The sequence below is a fragment of the Idiomarina abyssalis genome (assembly GCF_900116625.1).
GTDB classification, from domain to species: domain Bacteria; phylum Pseudomonadota; class Gammaproteobacteria; order Enterobacterales; family Alteromonadaceae; genus Idiomarina; species Idiomarina abyssalis.
In genome coordinates, this window is the sequence record NZ_FPBE01000001.1 from 1,070,396 (window position 1) to 1,087,783 (window position 17,388).

Consider the following 17,388-nt stretch of genomic DNA (forward strand, 5'->3'; position numbering starts at 1 on the left):
TTGGGTGGCGACTCTACCAGCCACACCTCGGCACACACATCCCTGACTACGGCTGCTCCCTTCCGGGCCTGACCGGGTTCGCCAGTTAGCGTTGCGAGGGGACCCGCAGAGTCACCATAAACGCTTTATTCAAAGCGGGCTGCATTATGAACCAGTTATTCGACTGAAACAACCCGCAGCTAGCCTTTTGCTTACTTTTTCTGCAGCTTTGCCGCAATAGCCTGACGAGCTTCATCAGAACTTAATGCTTTAGCAAAAAACGTCGCTTCCCGGCTGATGCGATCAACGACAGATTCAGCCGGTTGCTTAAGTAACCGCTTAGAAATTCGCAGCGACTTACTGGATTGCTTACGCAGCTTGTCGAGCGTCTCATCAACCACTACGGGCAGGCGCTCAAGCGAAATAATATGATTAACAAAGCCCGCTTGCTGTGCCGCCTGTGCATCGAAGCTTTCACCAAGTAACAACAGCTCCGCCGCTTTTTGATAACCACAAATTTGCGGTAGTAAGAGACTAGAGGCGGCCTCAGGTAACAGCCCCAGCTGTACAAAAGGTAAGGCAAACACGGCTTCATCGCTACTGTAAACAATATCGCAATGCAACAGTAAAGTAGTTCCAATACCTATCGCTAACCCGTTAACTGCCGCAACAACAGGAACCTCGACACACGCCAGCGTATGCAGAAATTGAAATGGTGGCGCCGACTCGTCTAAGTTCTCAACCGCTAAGAAGTCATTTAAATCGTTTCCGGCAGAAAAGCTGTCACCGGTGGACTCAAAAAGTACCGCATGGATTGAGTTGTCAGCATCTGCAGCTTTCAACGCTTCGTTACACGCTGTGTACATATCCTGGGTAAAAGCATTTTTCTTTTCAGGTCGATTTAGCCGTATACGTACAATGCCGTTATCTTGTGAAACCTGTACCAGTTCTTGAGTACTCAAAATCCGTCTCCTGTCACCGTCTACTGACCGCGGTTTTTCCACGCTTTTTTGGTTGCTTCATGCATTGGGACAATAAGTTCCAGCGCCGTTTTATCGCCGGCTGGTAACTCCATCTGGTTAGGTCGTTTCGGCGTGACTCTCTGTCCCCACTTAATTAAACCGGCTCCGCAAGTGAGCCCACCTCCAAATACCGCCGACATAATACTATCACCCGGCTTAATAATGCCGTTGTCAGCAGCTTCAGCAAAAGCGATAGGTAAGGTTGCTGAAGAAGTATTACCGTATTTCTGAATATTAATAACTGTTTTTTCACTCGGTACTTTGCACATTTTACCGAGAAAATCGATGAGTCGCTTGTTCGCCTGATGCGGGATAAGCGCGTCGATATCGTCGGTTGTCATTCCTGTTTGCTGGAAGACATTCTCTACTGCAGCACTCATACCTTTTACGGCACGTTTAAAGATTTCCTGGCCAACAAAATCAAACTGCATAATTCCGTCAAAACCGAAACGGTCAAAGCTTAAGCCGAAATCAAGGCTGAGCACATCGCGGGCATCAGCATCACAACTAATATGACTGGCGAGTAAGCCGACTTCTTCGTCTGACGCTTCAAGCACCATAGCTCCGGCCCCGTCACCAAACAGCACGGCACTTTCACGTTTAGTCCAGTCAAGAATACGGGTAAGACGCTCTGCTCCAATGAGCAAAACCTTTTTATGAGCGCCAGTTTTTATCGACTGGGTCGCTACATGCATCGCGTATAAAAAGCTGCTGCAAGCAGCATTTAAGTCAAACGCCGCAGCGTCTTTAGCGCCAATGTTACGCTGTACAGCCGAGGCAACGTTTGGGATGATTTCGTCCGCAGTGCAAGTGCCGACAATAATGAGGTCAAGTTCGCTGGGGTCTAAGTCAGCTGCTGCCAGCGCGTTTCGCGCCGCTACAGTTGCCAACTCGGATGTCCCGACATGGCTCACTCTACGTTCAGAAATTCCTGTTCGAGAAACAATCCATTCGTCAGATGTTTCCAGAAAGGTGGCAAGGTCATCATTGGTCATTACAGCCGGTGGCAGACATTTTCCCCAACCGGTAATTTCAGCAAATTTAGTCACGGCAAAACCTTTTACTTCTGTCGGCTAGTATCCTCATAATGATAGAGTGTTTTATGACGATACCGTTTCATCGTATCATAGCACGAATCGACGTCAGGTGAATGACCGCCAGGAAAAAGGATAAATCATATGTTTCGGATAATACTTGCAGCTACTTTTGCGCTTTTTATTAGTGCCTGTCAAAGCCAGCCTGATCCATTAATCATCAGTGCTGATGCTGTTACAAATAGTCTCAACACTAAAGTAAATCAGTTAAAAGTTGAGGACAAACGCTCCTATTCATACCTGTATCGTCATAAAAAAGAAGAGGACAAAGCAGAGTTCGCGCCGGCCCAAAGACCTTTAACAGCTATCGTTGAAGAAGCACTGCAGCCGGTAACAGGCTCGAGCAGCAACAACGGCTTAACCTGGTATGTCACTATTGAGAAAGCATTGGTTGACGCTACCCTGCACACGATTAAATACGAGCTTGAGCACAGTGTAACTATACGAGTCGAAGCAACGCGCGCTAATCGCAGATACAGTAACTTTTACTCCGGAACCTACAGCTCAACAGGCGGTCTGAAACCTGCTCAGGCCACAATTGAACGTCAATTTAAGCAACTGTTGAACTCTGTGCTGTCTGACATTGCCAATGATCCTAAACTGCGTCTGCCAGAACAAGAGGACTTTTAACCATGAAGTGGTCGAAGTATTTACTGGGCGTTGCTGCCACCTTATTTCTCAGTTTCAGCCACGCTGAAATTCAGCCAGATAATCCTTTCCCACGAGTGAAAATGGTGACCTCTATGGGTGATATTGTGGTTGAATTAAACCGCGACGCTGCTCCCTTAACGGTTAAAAATTTTTTCCGTTACGTTAAAAAAGCACAATATAACGGCACCATATTCCACCGCTTAGTACCCGATTTTGTTATCCAGGGCGGTGGTTATGACAAAGACTTTCAGGACAAACCCTCTTACGAGAAAATCGTCAATGAGTCAGGTAATGGCCTTAAAAATGAATACGGGACTATTGCTATGGCGCGGGAACGAGGCCCACACAGCGGCACCCGTCAGTTTTTCTTTAATTTAAACGACAACACCTCTCTCAACCCTGATGATGGTGACTGGGGATACGCTGTCTTTGGTCGCATTGTTGAGGGGATTGAAGTGCTGGAGGCCATGGCTGAGCTAGAGTCACAGGCTTACAGTGATGACATAGGCTGGGCCGACGTACCGGTTGACCCGCCGACTCTGAAACGCATTGAGGTTGTACCGCAAAACTGATGGCAGTCACTAAACCGACGTTCTGGCAGGATCTACAAGTTTATCGTCAATCGCGTGTATGGGTGATATTCGTTCTGGGTATAGCCAGCGGATTTCCATGGGTAATGATTGGCTCCGCTTTATCTGCCTGGTTACAGGAGGTAGGGCTTACGCGCTCGGTCATCGGTTATTTTGGAGCGGTTTTTGGCGCCTACTCCATTAACTTTTTGTGGTCCCCGCTTATTGATAACCTCAAGATTCCCCTTCTGACTCGTTGGTTAGGGCAACGGCGAAGCTGGATATTTCTGTGTCAGGCACTCATTGCTGCAGGATGCTTTTCTCTGGCGAGCCTGGATATTACAAGCAATTTGCACTTAGCCGGCTTTATTGCTCTGGGCATAGCAGTTAGCTCAGCGACTCAGGATATAGCCATTGATGCCTATAGGATTGAGTCTTTTGCAGAAACTGAGGGGCGTCTACAAAGCGCCGGGGCAGCAATGACCACAGCTGGCTGGTGGACAGGTTACAGCGGCTTAGGTGCTTTACCCTTTTTCATTGTCGATGGCGTTGACTGGCAATGGCAGCATGCTTATTTCGGTCTGGGCTGCGTTATGCTTGCTCTGGCCGTTGTTGTACTCTTTGTGCGTCGTACGACTTACCATAGCGATCCCACGATAAAAACAAAGCTGACTAACTTTTGGCCAGCGATGAAAGAACGCATTTCTATTACTGTTGTTCAGCCAATAGCCGAATTCTTTTCCCGAAACGGTGTAAAGTTGGCCTTATCCATTCTTGCCTTTATCTTTCTGTTTAAAATTGGTGAGGCCTTTCTTGGTCGCATGTCGATAGTCTTCTATAAAGAAGTTGGGTTCACAAACGCAGAAATTGGCACCTATTCCAAACTCGTTACCTGGTGGGTGACTATTGTATTTGCGTTGCTTGGCAGCGCAGTCAACCTGCGCCTGGGCATTGTTAAAGGCTTAATGATTGGCGGTATTGCTATGGCGTCATCTAACCTGATGTTTTCCTGGATAGCGTTAGTCGGCCCCGATACTAACCTCTTTTTAAGCGCAGTATTGATTGATGGCTTTACCAGTGCCTGGTCTACCGTTGCCTTTGTTGCTTTTATCAGCCTGCTCTGTAACCGAACTTTCACCGCAACCCAATACGCATTGATGGCCTCACTGGGGACCCTGGGTAAAACCATGCTAGCGTCCTACAGCGGTGTTATTGTTGACTCTATGCAGGGTAACTGGGCACTGTTTTTTGTCCTAACCGCGGTTATGGTCATACCCAGTCTGGTGTTCCTTTGGTTTATTCGTAAGCCGTTAACGGCATTGGAGAAACAGCGTGACGCCAATTAAATACCACTGGATTACGCTAGGCCCCGGAGCCGTTAGTGGACTTATTGCCAGCGGGTTGTGCGATAACGGCGAATCGGTGTCTGTGGTGCCACGCCATGACCGGGCGGAAACTATTGAATGGCAACTTGTTCGCGCACAAGAGAAAAACAATTACAAAGCCTCTGTAACTCAATTGCCAATCCCAAAAAATAGTGTGTTCATTGTTGCTGTTAAAGCTTTTGATGTTATTAGTGCCTTGCAGCACATAACAGCGCTTGAAGGTTTTGATAAAAGCATGCCTATTGTTTTGAGTCATAACGGCATGGTTGAGTTACCTAAAGCATTAAGCCAGCTTAATCTGCATCCTTTAGTGACGACTCATGGAGCAGTAAAAAGCACAAACGGTATTATTTGTATTGAACACAGAGGCAATGGCCGCAGTTGGCTCGAAGTCAGGCAAGAAGAGTCAGAGCCCTGGTCAACTCTTCAACAAGCCTTCCCGCCACTTGTACTTGAGCAGAATATTAGCCAGCGGCGCTGGTTAAAGTTAATAATTAACTGTGTAATAAATCCATTAACAGCCATTTATAAGTGCGAAAACGGAAAGTTACTTGAGGATAAGTGGCAATCGCAAATCATAAGCTTGGTTAATGAAGCCGTTGCTGTGGCTGAAACTCAGAACGTAATCTTAGACGCTAATATGTGCCACCGGGAAGTATTGAAAGTTGCAAAAGAGACGGCGTTAAACAGCTCATCGATGTTGCAGGATATCAAGCAGCAAAGGCGCACTGAAATAGACCAATTAACCGGTTACTTGATTAAAACAGGTGAGTCGGCAGGCATTGCCACGCCAACTCACCAACAACTCCTGAATGAATTTCAAAAGCGTTACGCGTAATTAGTCTTTATCTTCAATAAAATCGACTACTTCAAGCCCAAAACCTGATAAAGCCGAATAGCGTTTTGGTGAACTCATTAAATGCATCTTGTGAATATCAAGATCAGCCAAAATCTGTGAACCTAAACCGACATTCCGTGAAGCATTTGAAGCTGACGCAGTCGGTTTGTGCTCACCTTTGTCCTGCGCCTCAAACTCCTGAACCTGTGCAATGATATTGTCCGGGGTTTGTTGACGACCAATAATCACCAATACGCCGTCATGTGCAGCAATATAAGACATAGCCTTTTGAATTGGCCAGCTCCGCTTGGCAGCTCGTTCCGTTAAAAAGGTGTCATGGAAAGTGTCCTGTAAGTGAACACGCACATTCGTTACCTTATCCTGGGATAAGTCGCCATGAACCAGTGCATAATGCACCTGCTTGTCTATCGTGTCCTGATAAGTCACCAAATGAAACTTACCAAAGGCTGTAGGAAGGCTGCATTCTGCGACACGTTCAATGGTTTTTTCCTGGATTGAGCGATACTCAATAAGGTCAGCAATGGTGCCTACTTTAATGTCATGCGCTTTAGCAAAAGCTTCAAGATCAGGGCGACGCGCCATGGTACCGTCTTCGTTTAACACTTCGACAATAACCGAGGCGGGCTCAAAGCCAGCTAAACGCGCTAAGTCACAACCCGCTTCGGTATGCCCGGCGCGGTTGAGCACACCACCCGATTTCGCTTTTAACGGAAAAATATGACCCGGCATAACTAAATCTTCGGGCTTCGCATCTTTTTTAACGGCATCCAGCACTGTTTTCGCTCTGTCGGCAGCAGAGATCCCCGTTGTTACTCCCTCTGCAGCTTCAATGGAAACCGTAAAGTTTGTTGCATAAGGCGCGTTGTTTTTATCGACCATTAACGGAAGATTCAGTTGTTTACAGCGTTCCTCGGTTAGCGTCAAGCAGATAAGTCCACGACCATAACGCGCCATAAAGTTAATGGATTCAGGCGTTACGCACTCAGCGGCAATAATAATATCGCCTTCGTTTTCGCGATCTTCATCATCCATCAGGATAACCATTTTTCCCTGACGAATGTCTTCAATAATCTCTTCTGTGCTATGCAGTGACATAACGCTTTACCCTTAATCTTGTGTTTGAGGTACTGCTACCAAGCGTTGATCCGGGCCAACCTGCCGGCGATCAATAACTTTAAATCTTGGCGCTGAAGCTAATTCTAATGGTTCACTCATGTCGATAACCGAACGGCCATGGTGACCCAGTATTTGACCAGAGCTGTATATCATCATTCGGTCACAGAGTTGCTGTTCAATAAGCGCGCCGGCCAGACTTGCGCCGCACTCTGTCCAAACCTGATTAATTTCACGTTTAGCTAATTCAACCATCAGTGCCTTTAAGCACACTTTACCGTCTTTGTCAGCGTCAATAATAAGCTCATGGCAATGTGGGTGACGAGTGTCCTTGCCCGGCGTTGTGCGTACCAGCCAAACAGGCGCCGGTGACTCAAACACCCGGGCATCATCATTCACCCGATGTTGGCTGTCGATAATAATACGTACTGGCTGTTTTAATGGTTCAGGCAGTGGTCGTGATGCCGGCCATTGATTAACTCGTACGGTAAGCTTCGGGTTATCCGCTAAAACCGTTGTTGCGCCGGTCAAAATAGCATCAGCCTGAGCTCGATAAATCTGCACGTCACTGCGAGATTCCGCAGAGGTAATCCACTGGCTGCGACCGTCCGCCAAAGCGGTTTTCCCATCGAGTGAAGTCGCCATTTTTAAGGTGAGCCACGGGCGTTGTCGTGTCATGCGGGAAATAAAACCGGGGTTCAAACTCTCGGCTGCGGACTGCAACGTACCAACGTCAACACGTATGCCTGCCTCTTCTAAACGCTTAATCCCGTTACCACTGACGCGGGGATTAGGGTCGCGCATAGCCACAACAACGCGGGCAATGCCAGCTTCAATCAGAGCGTCGGCACAAGGCGGAGTCCGTCCAATATGGCTGCAGGGTTCAAGAGTGACATAAGCAGTTGCGCCCTTTGCCTTTGTACCCGCAAGCCGCAAAGCGTGAGCCTCGGCATGAGCTTCACCGGCCTGATGATGCCAACCTTCTGCGATAACTTCTTCGCCGACAGTAATGACACAGCCCACAGCCGGGTTAGGCCGGGTTGTCATTAACCCACGCCGCGCGAGTTTTAACGCGCGGTGCATCATTATATGGTCAAACTGTTGTTCTAATAAATTAGTCATTCAGGCGTGCGATTTCTTCACCAAACTCACGGATATCTTCGAAAGAACGGTACACCGACGCAAAACGAACATAAGCAACTTTATCAATCTGTTTCAGGTTTTCCATAACCAAACTACCGATAAAGTTGCTGCTAATTTCGCGCTCACCGGTGGCGCGTATGCTCGACTTTATTTTGTTGATTGCCTGCTCCATCAGTTCAAGACTCACAGGACGCTTTTCCAACGCTCTTAATAAACCGTTGCGCAGCTTGTCTTCGTTAAATGGCTCACGCGAACCATCGGTTTTGATGACTCGCGGCATAATCAGCTCTGCCGTTTCAAAGGTCGTAAAGCGCTCTTTGCAATGGTTGCATTCACGCCTGCGACGAACTGAGGCCCCATCCGCAACAAGTCGCGAATCGATAACCTTAGTATCCTGTGTGCCGCAAAATGGACAATGCATTGCCTGACTCCTTTAAGTGCGCTTTACAACTGCTATTCATTAACCGTAAACAGGAAACCTGGCGCATAACGCTTTTACTTGCTCGCGAACTTCGCTGATTTTGCTTTCATCAGAAATGTCATCCAGAACATCGCAAATCCAGTTCGCAACGTGCTCGGCTTCTGCTTCTTTAAAACCACGACGGGTAATAGCCGGTGTGCCTAAACGCAAACCTGAAGTGACAAAAGGTGAGCGCGGATCATTCGGCACGGCATTCTTGTTCACGGTAATAAAAGCATTACCTAAAGCTGCATCGGCGTCTTTACCGGTAATATCTTTGTCAATTAAGTCTACCAGGAACAAGTGGTTCTGAGTGCCATTGGAGACGATTTTATAGCCGCGCGCCTGCATGGTTTTAACCATAGCGTTGGCGTTCACTAAAACCTGTTTTTGATAGTCTTTAAATTCCGGCTGCAAGGCTTCCTGGAAAGCAACCGCTTTACCAGCAATAACATGGCAAAGTGGGCCACCCTGATTACCCGGGAATACCGCGCTGTTTAACTTCTTGTGCAGTTTCTCATCGTCACTACCTGAAATGATCAAACCGCCACGTGGACCAGCAAGAGTTTTGTGTGTGGTCGTCGTAACAACGTGAGCATAAGGTACCGGGTTAGGGTATTCACCGGCAGCAATTAAGCCTGCAACATGGGCCATGTCGACCATTAGATAGGCATCGACTTTGTCAGCAATTTCACGGAATTTTTTCCAATCAACAATACCAGAGTAGGCTGAGAAGCCTGCAACAATCACTTTCGGCTTATGTTCTTGCGCCAGCTTTTCAACTTCGGCGTAATCGATTTCGCCAGTGGACTCATCCAAACCATATGAAACCGCGTTGTAGAGTTTGCCTGAAAAATTAACCCCGGAACCGTGAGTTAAGTGACCGCCGTGAGCCAGACTCATACCAAGGAAAGTATCACCGGCTTCCATAAGAGCCATGAAAGCAGCGGTATTTGCCTGAGAACCTGAGTGCGGCTGAACGTTTGCGTACTTAGCACCAAACAGTTGCTTTGCGCGCTCAATAGCTAAGTCTTCGACTTTATCGACAAACTCGCAGCCGCCGTAATAGCGCTTATGCGGATAGCCTTCTGCGTATTTGTTGGTTAGCTGCGAGCCCTGAGCCTGCATAACCCGCGGACTGGTATAGTTTTCTGATGCAATCAGTTCAATGTGTTGTTCCTGACGTTCAACTTCACCTTGCATCGCCTGCCATAAGTCCGCATCAAAGTCGGCAATGTTCATCTCAGATTTCAGCATTACAGCTCTCCAAATCATTAAATGGTCTTAATTTGTCCGGTATTTTACCTTAAAACACAAATGAGTGCCTAGTTCAGCGCAACAAAGTTTGGGGATGTTCGTAAATAACAGTAAACTATGCAGTAACTTTTTTGTTGATAGGAAGGATTTTACGTCGCTATGGCGCAATATATCTATTCAATGTCTCAGGTGAGCAAAGTTGTTCCACCTAAGAAAACCATCTTAAAAGATATTTCTCTGTCGTTTTTTCCGGGGGCCAAAATTGGTGTTCTGGGTGTCAACGGTGCCGGTAAGTCAACCTTACTACGCATTATGGCGGGTGTTGATAAAGAGTACGAAGGTGAAGCCCGCGCTTTATCGGGAACTCAAATTGGTTATCTGCCTCAGGAACCACAACTGGACGAAAATAAAACGGTGAAAGAAACCGTTGAAGAAGCGGTGGCGGATGTTAAAGAAGCCTTCGCTAAGCTCGATGAAATTTACGCGGCTTACGCCGACGAAAATGCGGACTTCGATGCCCTATCAAAAGAACAAGGCGAATTAGAAGCTTTGTTGCAGGCTAAAGACGGTCACAACATCGACAACATTCTTGAGCGTGCAGCCGATGCACTTCGCTTACCAGAGTGGGATGCTAAAATAGGCAACTTGTCGGGTGGTGAAAGACGCCGTGTCGCGATTTGCCGCTTGCTGTTATCTAAGCCGGATATGCTGCTGTTAGACGAGCCTACCAACCACCTGGATGCGGAATCTGTGGCCTGGCTTGAACGTTTCCTGCACGATTACACCGGTACCGTCGTTGCCATTACCCACGACCGTTACTTCCTTGATAACGTTGCTGGTTGGATCCTTGAACTTGACCGTGGCTATGGTATTCCATGGGAAGGTAACTACTCTTCCTGGCTGGAGCAAAAAGAGAAACGCCTGGAGCAGGAAGAGCGTTCAGAAAAAGCACGCCAGCGCACCATTAAACAAGAGCTGGAGTGGGTACGTACTAACCCCAAAGGCCGTCAGGCGAAAAGCAAAGCGCGTCTTAATCGCTTTGAAGAGCTGCAAAGTGGCGACTACCAAAAACGTAACGAGACCAACGAGTTGTTTATTCCGCCAGGCCCTCGCCTGGGTGATAAGGTCATTGAAGTTAACGGTATTAGCAAAGCTTACGAGAAGCGCCAGCTTATAGACAACCTAAGCTTCAGTGTTCCTAAAGGAGCTATTGTCGGTATTATTGGTCCTAACGGTGCGGGTAAATCAACCTTATTCCGCATGATCAGCGGCGAAGAAAAGCCTGACAGCGGTTCTATCGAATTAGGTGAAACCGTGCAACTGGCCAGTGTCGATCAGTTCCGCGACAACATGGATGACAAGAAAACCGTCTTTGAAGAAATTACTGACGGTAACGACATCCTGAAGATTGGTAACTTTGAAGTTAATGGTCGCGCTTATGTCGGTCGCTTTAACTTCCGCGGTACCGACCAGCAAAAACGCATTGGCGAGCTATCTGGTGGTGAACGTAACCGGGTGCATTTGGCTAAGCTGTTAAAAGCCGGCGGTAACGTCCTGTTGCTCGATGAGCCAACCAACGACTTAGATGTTGAAACCTTACGGGCACTTGAGGAAGCCATTCTGGAATTCCCGGGCTCTGTCATGGTTATCTCGCACGACCGTTGGTTCCTTGACCGTATCGCTACCCATATTCTGGATTACCGTGATGAAGGCGAAGTGGTCTTCTACGAAGGTAACTACAGCGACTACGAAACTTACATGAAAGAGAAGTTTGGTGAGCAGGCGATGGAGCCACACCGCATTAAATACAAACCTATTGGTTAATAGGCAGGGTATCAAAAGGGAGCATAGAGCTCCCTTTTTTCTGCAAGCTACATCACATCCAGTGCTTGTTGAAGGTTCTTCACTCCAATCACTTCCATGCCTTTCGGTGACGTTTTTGGCGCATTACCGACAGGCACAATAGCTTTTTTGAAACCGTGTTTAGCTGCTTCGTTTAAGCGCTCCAAACCATTGGGTACCGGTCGTATCTCACCGGCCAGACCAACCTCACCAAACACAATTAATTCGCGCGGCAATGGTTCTCCTTTAAAGCTGGAGACAATGGCAAGCAACAACGCTAAGTCTGCGGACGTTTCGGAGACTTTAACGCCACCAACAACGTTCACAAAAACATCCTGATCAGATACCTGCAAGCCACCGTGCCGATGCAAAACAGCCAGCAACAATGCTAATCGTGTTTGCTCCAGCCCCACAGCAACCCGCCGTGGATTTGCCAGAGCCGAGTAATCAACCAGCGCCTGAATCTCAACCAATAGCGGTCGCGTACCTTCCCAAACCACCATAACAACTGAGCCATTGCCCTGGTCTTCCGCTCGTTGCAGGAATATAGCCGATGGATTTGAAACCTCTTTCAAACCACCGCCTGTCATCGCAAATACGCCAAGCTCGTTCACTGCACCAAAGCGGTTTTTAGTACCACGCAAAGTGCGATAGCGCGAGTCTGATGAGCCATCCAGAAGTACAGAGCAGTCAATGCAATGCTCCAGGACTTTAGGTCCGGCCAAATGCCCTTCTTTGGTCACGTGTCCCACCATAATAATGGCAACGTTCTTTTGCTTTGCATAGCGCGTTAAAAAAGCTGCCGCCTCACGAACCTGCGACACACTGCCCGGCGCTGACTGAATGTCAGCCATATGCATTACCTGAATGGAATCAATGACCATAATGGCAGGTTTTTCTTTGTCGGCCAGCTGACAAATACTTTCTACCGAGGTTTCAGAGAGCATACGCAATTTGTCGGTTGGCAGATTAAGCCGCTGTGCCCGCATTGCTACCTGCTGCAAAGATTCCTCACCGGTCACGTAAAGCGCTGGCATACGCTCCGCCAACTTACATAGGGTTTGCAATAATAAAGTACTCTTACCGGCACCGGGTGAACCACCTATCAGTATTGCCGAACCGGGGACTACACCACCACCTAAAACCCGGTCAAATTCCTGAAAACCCGAGCTGAAACGCGGAACTTCCTGCAAGTCGACCTCGTTAAGAGTCTGAACTCTGGCATCGGTAATACCACTAAAGCCCCGACGGTCTGACGAATTAGAGGTTGTTTTAGACGTTAAACGAATTTCAGTAAGCGTATTCCAGGCCTTACATTCCGTGCATTGTCCCAGCCAACGAGGGAAGTCTGCACCACAGTCATTACACACATATGCACTTTTTGCTTTTGCCATTCGTCTGCTTCTCGTTTTATGATGAGGTATTACTCAAGAATAATTATAAAAAATAGTAGACTTCGATGCCTAATCAGTATTTTGACCAACTTATCGATCAGTTAAAGCCGCTCGTTTACGATACCGACTTTGATACGCTGTTTCAGTCTTTAACTGAAAACGAAGATGGTCCGACCCGCTTCAAACTAAAAATGGAGCTTAGACGTTTGGCGGCTCCTTGTCACCGTACTGTTGATTTACGTAATCAAGTAGACGGCGAATGTCACCCTTACGAGTACAACGGCCGCAGACATCAACTTGACGATGTCGCCATTGAAATTTTTGAGCGCGGCCTGGAAACCTATAAAGGCGTTTTCACACAAGATACTTTCGAGCAAATTCTGGATGCTGATAACCATCTGCGCCAGGCTCGTGAAGAAGAAAGAGCTTTTGCCCAAAGTTTAGCCGACCATAACGCCGAGCCTTTAAATGGTCAATCGCCCTTTGCTAATGCAGATAATGAAGCCGAATCCTACTTGTTGGAAACCTTTCACTTTGGTCAATACCCGTATCGTGCCGAAGAACGGATGAATTTTACCATCGAAGTTGGTCTTGAAGACAGTGAAGGAAAAACCTATAACGCGGTAACAACGGATATTTCAATTACCGGCATGCGCGTGCGTGTAGATGACGAGCATAGCTTTCAGTACGACGAACTGATATCGCTTTACTTTACCGGGCTGGCAAAAGAGTTCACGGTAGATCCCGATACTCGCATCCCATACCGCGTTGTTGGTGTACAGGAGGTTGACAACAAGCACTACCTCAAATTAAACCGTGACCCCGACTACCACTCTGCCGAACTGGATAAGTTTTTTCACCGCTTTATCAACGGCTACAAAAAGCGCTACCGGGTCAATGTCGATAACACCTACAACACCATCATCACTAAAGGTCATGAACAGCTTCTGTTGCCCAGAATGCAGCAACTTCCGGTGTTCTTTTCTGAATCTAACCGTCAACTTGTTGCCGACTATGTCTTAACCACGGATAACAACCGGTTCATTTTAAATAACTGGATAAACGAACTGAACCAAATCAGTTTCGGTTCCGTCTTTAATGTCCGTCGTAGCCGCTGGTTACTGCAGGACTTACTCAACAAAAAAAGTGCACGGTTACTGGTTCTGACCTTTTCAATAACCGCACGAGGTAAAATATATAACTACTCTGCAACGGTTGAAGAGCTACAGAAAACCGGGTTATGGGAAACCTATGTTGCGTTTGGAAGTCAGAAAGCCTCGTGGCGAGTCTACCAAATTGATTTGCGCCCAGTTGACCTGAATCAGGCCTGGCAGCCGCAGAGTGTGCCAAAAAATATCAATGTCCCGTTCCGGTTAAATCCGCCTACCGCGCAGGTCAAAAGAGCAATTTCTCCATTGCGGTACATGGGGGTCGTTAACGATATTACCGACAGTTTAAATGGCTTTTTCGATACCGAACTGGACAAAAACAACCTTTCATCACTGAAGGCTTTTGCCCACCCCCCTGCGGTACCAATTCGAACAAAAGAGGCGCGGCTGGAGTTTATCAATTTACGCAGTGAGAAACGTTTTAGCTACCGTAGCCGCTGTCGCGTTCGGGTTGGAAAGTATGTCCGGGACGGCATGATCATTGACCTTTCCGTTAGTGGCTTACAGGTTCAGATTGATACCCCGGTTGCCGCTGAGAAAGGTGATAACGTCGAAATATCGATGACTGGCTTTAAGAAGCTGTATAAAAAAGCAAAGCTTGAGCACTTGCCTTATACCATTGCTTCAGTTGATGACGCTCGCACAACATTACGATTAAAGATAGACGGCGATCATGAACAGCATATGGGTTCTGAGTTCATCCGTTTTTTAATTCGGGAACAAAGAGACCTATTAAAACTGCAGGTTGAGAACACCTCGATAAACGGCCTGGAGCTTTGTCTTCGCAATTTGTATTGTGATGCACCCGGCTCACTCCCCATTTTCTTCTATAGAAATAAAAAACGAAAAACATCAGTACGTCGTGCTGGTTTGTCTAACTGGCCGTCTGACTGGGTCAGGCTCTTGTCTAAACTTCCGGGAAGCCAACAGAGTGCTCTAAACTTGCAACCGTTAATGCGCGGCTCTTCAGTAACGGAAAAGCTACTGCCAAAGCTTGAGGATATGGATCGCACATCGGAACCGGTTACATTGCTGCTGTTATTACGTCTTTATCGCCAAAGTGGTGAAGATATTGTTCAAACTCAATGGCTGGAAAGTAACGACAACCACGCCATTGAATCTTTTATTGAGCAATGCTTGCCTAATTCTATCTTCCGCGCAGTAACGGTTACTTTATCAAGAACCGGGAAACCTGATACTCAATTTATTCAGGCCGAACTTAACTACATTAGCCGGTACGCGGCTTACCGGGCACAGGAAATAGAAGAAGACTTGTGGCAAGTCTATGCCATTGCCGATACCGTTGATGTTACTGAAAGCTTACTGGAGTTTGTTCTGCCTGATACCAATACTATTGAAGAGCAACAAGAACGGCTAAACACCTGGGTCAATAAGTTTTGAGTGCTGCAGACACGGAATGATCTCAAGTAGACTGTTTGAATTTATCGAGTAATCGGCAACCGCCTGCAAAGCGGGCTTTGCGTTGTAAGCAATACCAATTGCTGCAGTTTCAAGCATAGGGGCATCGTTCGCGCCGTCACCGACGGCTACCGTCCTTTCCCGTGGAATATTCCATTTGTCAGCAAGTATTTCCAGCTGTTGTGCTTTCATCTTTGCATCAACAATGCTTCCCAGAACCTTTCCCGTTAAACAACCATTGACGACTTCAAGCCGGTTCGCCAGCACGGCATCCAATTTGAGTGCCTTCTGCACTTTATCAGCAAACCATGTGAAGCCACCCGAAACTAACGCGGTTTTCCAGCCTCTATTTTGCAATGCAAGCAGTAATTCTGATGCCCCGGGGTTAAATGGAATGGGGTTAAACAGACTTTCTAAGTCACTTTCTTTAACTCCCGATAAACAAGCGACACGTAGCTTCAGGCTCTCACTGAAATCAATTTCCCCCCGCATAGCGGCTTCCGTTATTGCTGAGACTTTAGTATAACGGTCATTTAATCGTGCAATTTCATCGATACACTCAATACCAATTAAGGTAGAATCCATGTCGAAGACGATTAAACCGGAACTGTGTTTCATTGAACGGAAAACTCCTGAGCTGGGCCCATGCAACTAACAGAATTTAAGCAATGGCATCGATTAAAAAGTACCTTGCTTAACAACAAAACCAAAGCGATTGCTCGTATTATGTTTAAACGAGCGCTTCGTCTGGCTACTGCTGCCGGCTTGTTGCTGATCATTATTAATGTTTGGAATATTGCCAGTGTCCAGTCCCAACAGCAACTGTTCTCTCAAACTCAGTCAGTTACTCAATTAATGATTGAACAGGCTGAGCATGAGGCGCATTACTGGCTTGAGCACCAAAACACCGAGCGTCTGACTGCATTAACCGATCATATCGCCAGCAACCCGCAGGTAATGGCAGCCACAATCCGTAACCGTTTTGGTGAGTTATTGGTTCATAGTGGGGTCAGCGCATCGATGATTGACTGGCCGGCAACCGATGATGCATCAGAGCCCTGGGTTCTCGTAGAGGAAATAAGCCTTGAAGATAACGTAAGTGGTTACTTACAAGTGGTTTTCGATAAGAATCTTTTGCTTAAAAAAAGCCAGACCGCCCACAATGGGCTAATGCAGCAAGGAAAGTTACTTCTGCTACTGGCTATGTTGGCAGGCGTATTTATTATGCTTGGTTTTAACCGGATACGTGACCGCTACTGGCAGACGGAACATCACTAAAAAGCTCGCAACTGTTTTGCCACAAAGTATCACTCAGTGACTCTTTACTCATGTCTCTAAGCTCTACTAAAACATCCAGAACCTTTGCAATTCTGGCCGGCTCGTTACGCCGGCCCTGATAACCGCAAACCGGCATATCCGGTGAGTCTGTTTCCAGCACTAATGCAGATACAGGGACTTTTGCTATTGCTTGCCGCGTTTTTTTCGCCCGAGTGTAAGTGATTACTCCGCCAACACCCAGTTTATAACCGCAATCGACAAATTTCATAGCCTGCTCGTAACTGCCACTAAAGGCGTGTATGACACCAGAATCAGGGCCGTGCTGCTTCACCAGCGGATGCGTTGTCTCCAGAGTTTTGCGGTGATGAATAATAGCCGGGAGACGGTATTGCCGCGCCAGCTTCAACTGTTCAATGAAAAGTTTACGCTGGAGTTCTGAGTTTTCACAGGTGGCATCCAGCCCTATTTCTCCTACCGCCAGTAAACGTTCCTTTGGTTTATCCAGCGCCTGTTCCAACTCATCAATTTGATTCAGGCTGTGCTTCTCTATAAACCAAGGGTGCAAACCTAACGCAAAACGCCAGCTCGAAAACTGTTCAACCAGTTGCTGCAACCGGGGCCATTGCTCAGCACTGACACCCGGCACCATAAAACGCCCTAAGCCTACCTCTTTAGCGTTCTCCAGAACCTGCTCCCGATCGTCATCAAATGCCTGAAAGTCGAGATGGCAATGCGTATCGTAAAGCCTACTCAT

16 protein-coding genes and 1 other RNA gene are annotated in these 17,388 nt (G+C 47.3%); 7 read left to right on the top strand and 10 right to left on the bottom strand.

Annotation, left to right across the window (positions count from 1 at the left end; translation table 11 throughout):
* Nucleotides 1–11: 11 nt before the first annotated feature.
* From ffs to BM359_RS05320, 3 genes are all read right to left on the bottom strand, one after another.
* Nucleotides 12–108: signal recognition particle sRNA small type (ffs, locus tag BM359_RS05310), an RNA gene on the bottom strand.
* An 83-nt stretch (nt 109–191) separates the two neighbouring features.
* Nucleotides 192–941: an enoyl-CoA hydratase-related protein gene (locus BM359_RS05315; RefSeq protein ID WP_054491087.1), complete on the bottom strand. Its 750-nt coding sequence runs from the start codon at nt 939–941 to the stop codon at nt 192–194.
* A 20-nt stretch (nt 942–961) separates the two neighbouring features.
* Nucleotides 962–2,050: a ketoacyl-ACP synthase III gene (locus BM359_RS05320; protein WP_054491088.1), complete on the bottom strand. Its 1,089-nt coding sequence runs from the start codon at nt 2,048–2,050 to the stop codon at nt 962–964.
* A 129-nt stretch (nt 2,051–2,179) separates the two neighbouring features.
* On the opposite strand from BM359_RS05320, the gene BM359_RS05325 reads away from it, so the two are divergent.
* The 4 genes from BM359_RS05325 to BM359_RS05340 are packed head-to-tail and all read left to right on the top strand — an operon-like array spanning nt 2,180 to nt 5,538.
* Nucleotides 2,180–2,725: a YajG family lipoprotein gene (locus tag BM359_RS05325; protein ID WP_054491089.1), complete on the top strand. Its 546-nt coding sequence runs from the start codon at nt 2,180–2,182 to the stop codon at nt 2,723–2,725.
* A gap of 2 nt (nt 2,726–2,727) precedes the next feature.
* Nucleotides 2,728–3,318: a peptidylprolyl isomerase gene (locus tag BM359_RS05330; protein WP_054491090.1), complete on the top strand. Its 591-nt coding sequence runs from the start codon at nt 2,728–2,730 to the stop codon at nt 3,316–3,318.
* Nucleotides 3,318–4,661, top strand: coding sequence for an AmpG family muropeptide MFS transporter (locus BM359_RS05335; RefSeq protein WP_054491091.1), 1,344 nt, complete (start codon nt 3,318–3,320; stop codon nt 4,659–4,661). Before BM359_RS05330 ends, BM359_RS05335 begins: the two co-directional genes overlap by 1 nt.
* Nucleotides 4,648–5,538 carry a ketopantoate reductase family protein gene (locus BM359_RS05340; RefSeq protein ID WP_054491092.1) on the top strand — a complete coding sequence of 297 codons (891 nt, stop codon included), beginning with the start codon at nt 4,648–4,650 and terminating at the stop codon, nt 5,536–5,538. The genes BM359_RS05335 and BM359_RS05340 overlap by 14 nt, the downstream gene beginning before the upstream one ends.
* Here BM359_RS05340 and ribBA read toward each other — a convergent pair whose 3' ends face one another.
* The 4 genes from ribBA to glyA are packed head-to-tail and all read right to left on the bottom strand — an operon-like array spanning nt 5,539 to nt 9,532.
* On the bottom strand, nt 5,539–6,654 hold the full coding sequence (gene ribBA / locus BM359_RS05345; protein WP_054491093.1) for a bifunctional 3,4-dihydroxy-2-butanone-4-phosphate synthase/GTP cyclohydrolase II: 1,116 nt from the start codon (nt 6,652–6,654) through the stop codon (nt 5,539–5,541). It lies immediately after the preceding gene.
* Between the two features lie 12 nt (nt 6,655–6,666).
* Nucleotides 6,667–7,794: a bifunctional diaminohydroxyphosphoribosylaminopyrimidine deaminase/5-amino-6-(5-phosphoribosylamino)uracil reductase RibD gene (gene ribD / locus BM359_RS05350; RefSeq protein ID WP_054491094.1), complete on the bottom strand. Its 1,128-nt coding sequence runs from the start codon at nt 7,792–7,794 to the stop codon at nt 6,667–6,669.
* Entirely contained in the window at nt 7,787–8,236 is a 450-nt protein-coding gene (nrdR, locus tag BM359_RS05355; RefSeq protein ID WP_054491095.1) for a transcriptional regulator NrdR, read from the bottom strand. The genes ribD and nrdR overlap by 8 nt, the downstream gene beginning before the upstream one ends.
* A 39-nt stretch (nt 8,237–8,275) precedes the next feature.
* Nucleotides 8,276–9,532, bottom strand: a complete 1,257-nt coding sequence (gene glyA, locus BM359_RS05360; protein WP_054491096.1) for a serine hydroxymethyltransferase — start codon at nt 9,530–9,532, stop codon at nt 8,276–8,278.
* Nucleotides 9,533–9,691: 159 nt separating this feature from the next.
* Here glyA and ettA point away from each other — a divergent pair, with 159 nt between their 5' ends.
* Nucleotides 9,692–11,356 carry an energy-dependent translational throttle protein EttA gene (ettA, locus tag BM359_RS05365; RefSeq protein ID WP_054491097.1) on the top strand — a complete coding sequence of 555 codons (1,665 nt, stop codon included), beginning with the start codon at nt 9,692–9,694 and terminating at the stop codon, nt 11,354–11,356.
* Between the two features lie 47 nt (nt 11,357–11,403).
* Here ettA and radA read toward each other — a convergent pair whose 3' ends face one another.
* Nucleotides 11,404–12,768 (bottom strand): DNA repair protein RadA, encoded by a 1,365-nt coding sequence (gene radA, locus BM359_RS05370; protein WP_054491098.1) that lies wholly within the window; start codon nt 12,766–12,768, stop codon nt 11,404–11,406.
* Between the two features lie 65 nt (nt 12,769–12,833).
* Here radA and BM359_RS05375 point away from each other — a divergent pair, with 65 nt between their 5' ends.
* Nucleotides 12,834–15,338 (top strand): PilZ domain-containing protein, encoded by a 2,505-nt coding sequence (locus tag BM359_RS05375; RefSeq protein WP_054491099.1) that lies wholly within the window; start codon nt 12,834–12,836, stop codon nt 15,336–15,338.
* Here the strand turns inward: BM359_RS05375 and serB are convergent.
* Nucleotides 15,312–15,974, bottom strand: a complete 663-nt coding sequence (serB, locus tag BM359_RS05380) for a phosphoserine phosphatase SerB (protein ID WP_054491100.1) — start codon at nt 15,972–15,974, stop codon at nt 15,312–15,314. The genes BM359_RS05375 and serB overlap by 27 nt on opposite strands.
* 27 nt (nt 15,975–16,001) lie before the next feature.
* Here serB and BM359_RS05385 point away from each other — a divergent pair, with 27 nt between their 5' ends.
* Nucleotides 16,002–16,634: a YtjB family periplasmic protein gene (locus BM359_RS05385; protein WP_234972459.1), complete on the top strand. Its 633-nt coding sequence runs from the start codon at nt 16,002–16,004 to the stop codon at nt 16,632–16,634.
* Here the strand turns inward: BM359_RS05385 and BM359_RS05390 are convergent.
* Entirely contained in the window at nt 16,591–17,388 is a 798-nt protein-coding gene (locus BM359_RS05390; protein WP_054491101.1) for a TatD family hydrolase, read from the bottom strand. The two genes, BM359_RS05385 and BM359_RS05390, sit on opposite strands and share 44 nt — an antisense overlap.

Coding starts and splice junctions, on each gene's coding strand:
- ribBA (WP_054491093.1), bottom strand. CDS start 6,654: ATGTCACTGCATAGCACAGAAGAGATTATTGAAGACATTCGTCAGGGA.
- BM359_RS05325 (WP_054491089.1), top strand. CDS start 2,180: ATGTTTCGGATAATACTTGCAGCTACTTTTGCGCTTTTTATTAGTGCC.
- nrdR (WP_054491095.1), bottom strand. CDS start 8,236: ATGCATTGTCCATTTTGCGGCACACAGGATACTAAGGTTATCGATTCG.
- serB (WP_054491100.1), bottom strand. CDS start 15,974: ATGAAACACAGTTCCGGTTTAATCGTCTTCGACATGGATTCTACCTTA.
- BM359_RS05330 (WP_054491090.1), top strand. CDS start 2,728: ATGAAGTGGTCGAAGTATTTACTGGGCGTTGCTGCCACCTTATTTCTC.
- BM359_RS05335 (WP_054491091.1), top strand. CDS start 3,318: ATGGCAGTCACTAAACCGACGTTCTGGCAGGATCTACAAGTTTATCGT.
- ribD (WP_054491094.1), bottom strand. CDS start 7,794: ATGACTAATTTATTAGAACAACAGTTTGACCATATAATGATGCACCGC.
- BM359_RS05385 (WP_234972459.1), top strand. CDS start 16,002: ATGCAACTAACAGAATTTAAGCAATGGCATCGATTAAAAAGTACCTTG.
- ettA (WP_054491097.1), top strand. CDS start 9,692: ATGGCGCAATATATCTATTCAATGTCTCAGGTGAGCAAAGTTGTTCCA.
- BM359_RS05375 (WP_054491099.1), top strand. CDS start 12,834: ATGCCTAATCAGTATTTTGACCAACTTATCGATCAGTTAAAGCCGCTC.
- radA (WP_054491098.1), bottom strand. CDS start 12,768: ATGGCAAAAGCAAAAAGTGCATATGTGTGTAATGACTGTGGTGCAGAC.
- BM359_RS05390 (WP_054491101.1), bottom strand. CDS start 17,388: ATGAGTAGGCTTTACGATACGCATTGCCATCTCGACTTTCAGGCATTT.
- glyA (WP_054491096.1), bottom strand. CDS start 9,532: ATGCTGAAATCTGAGATGAACATTGCCGACTTTGATGCGGACTTATGG.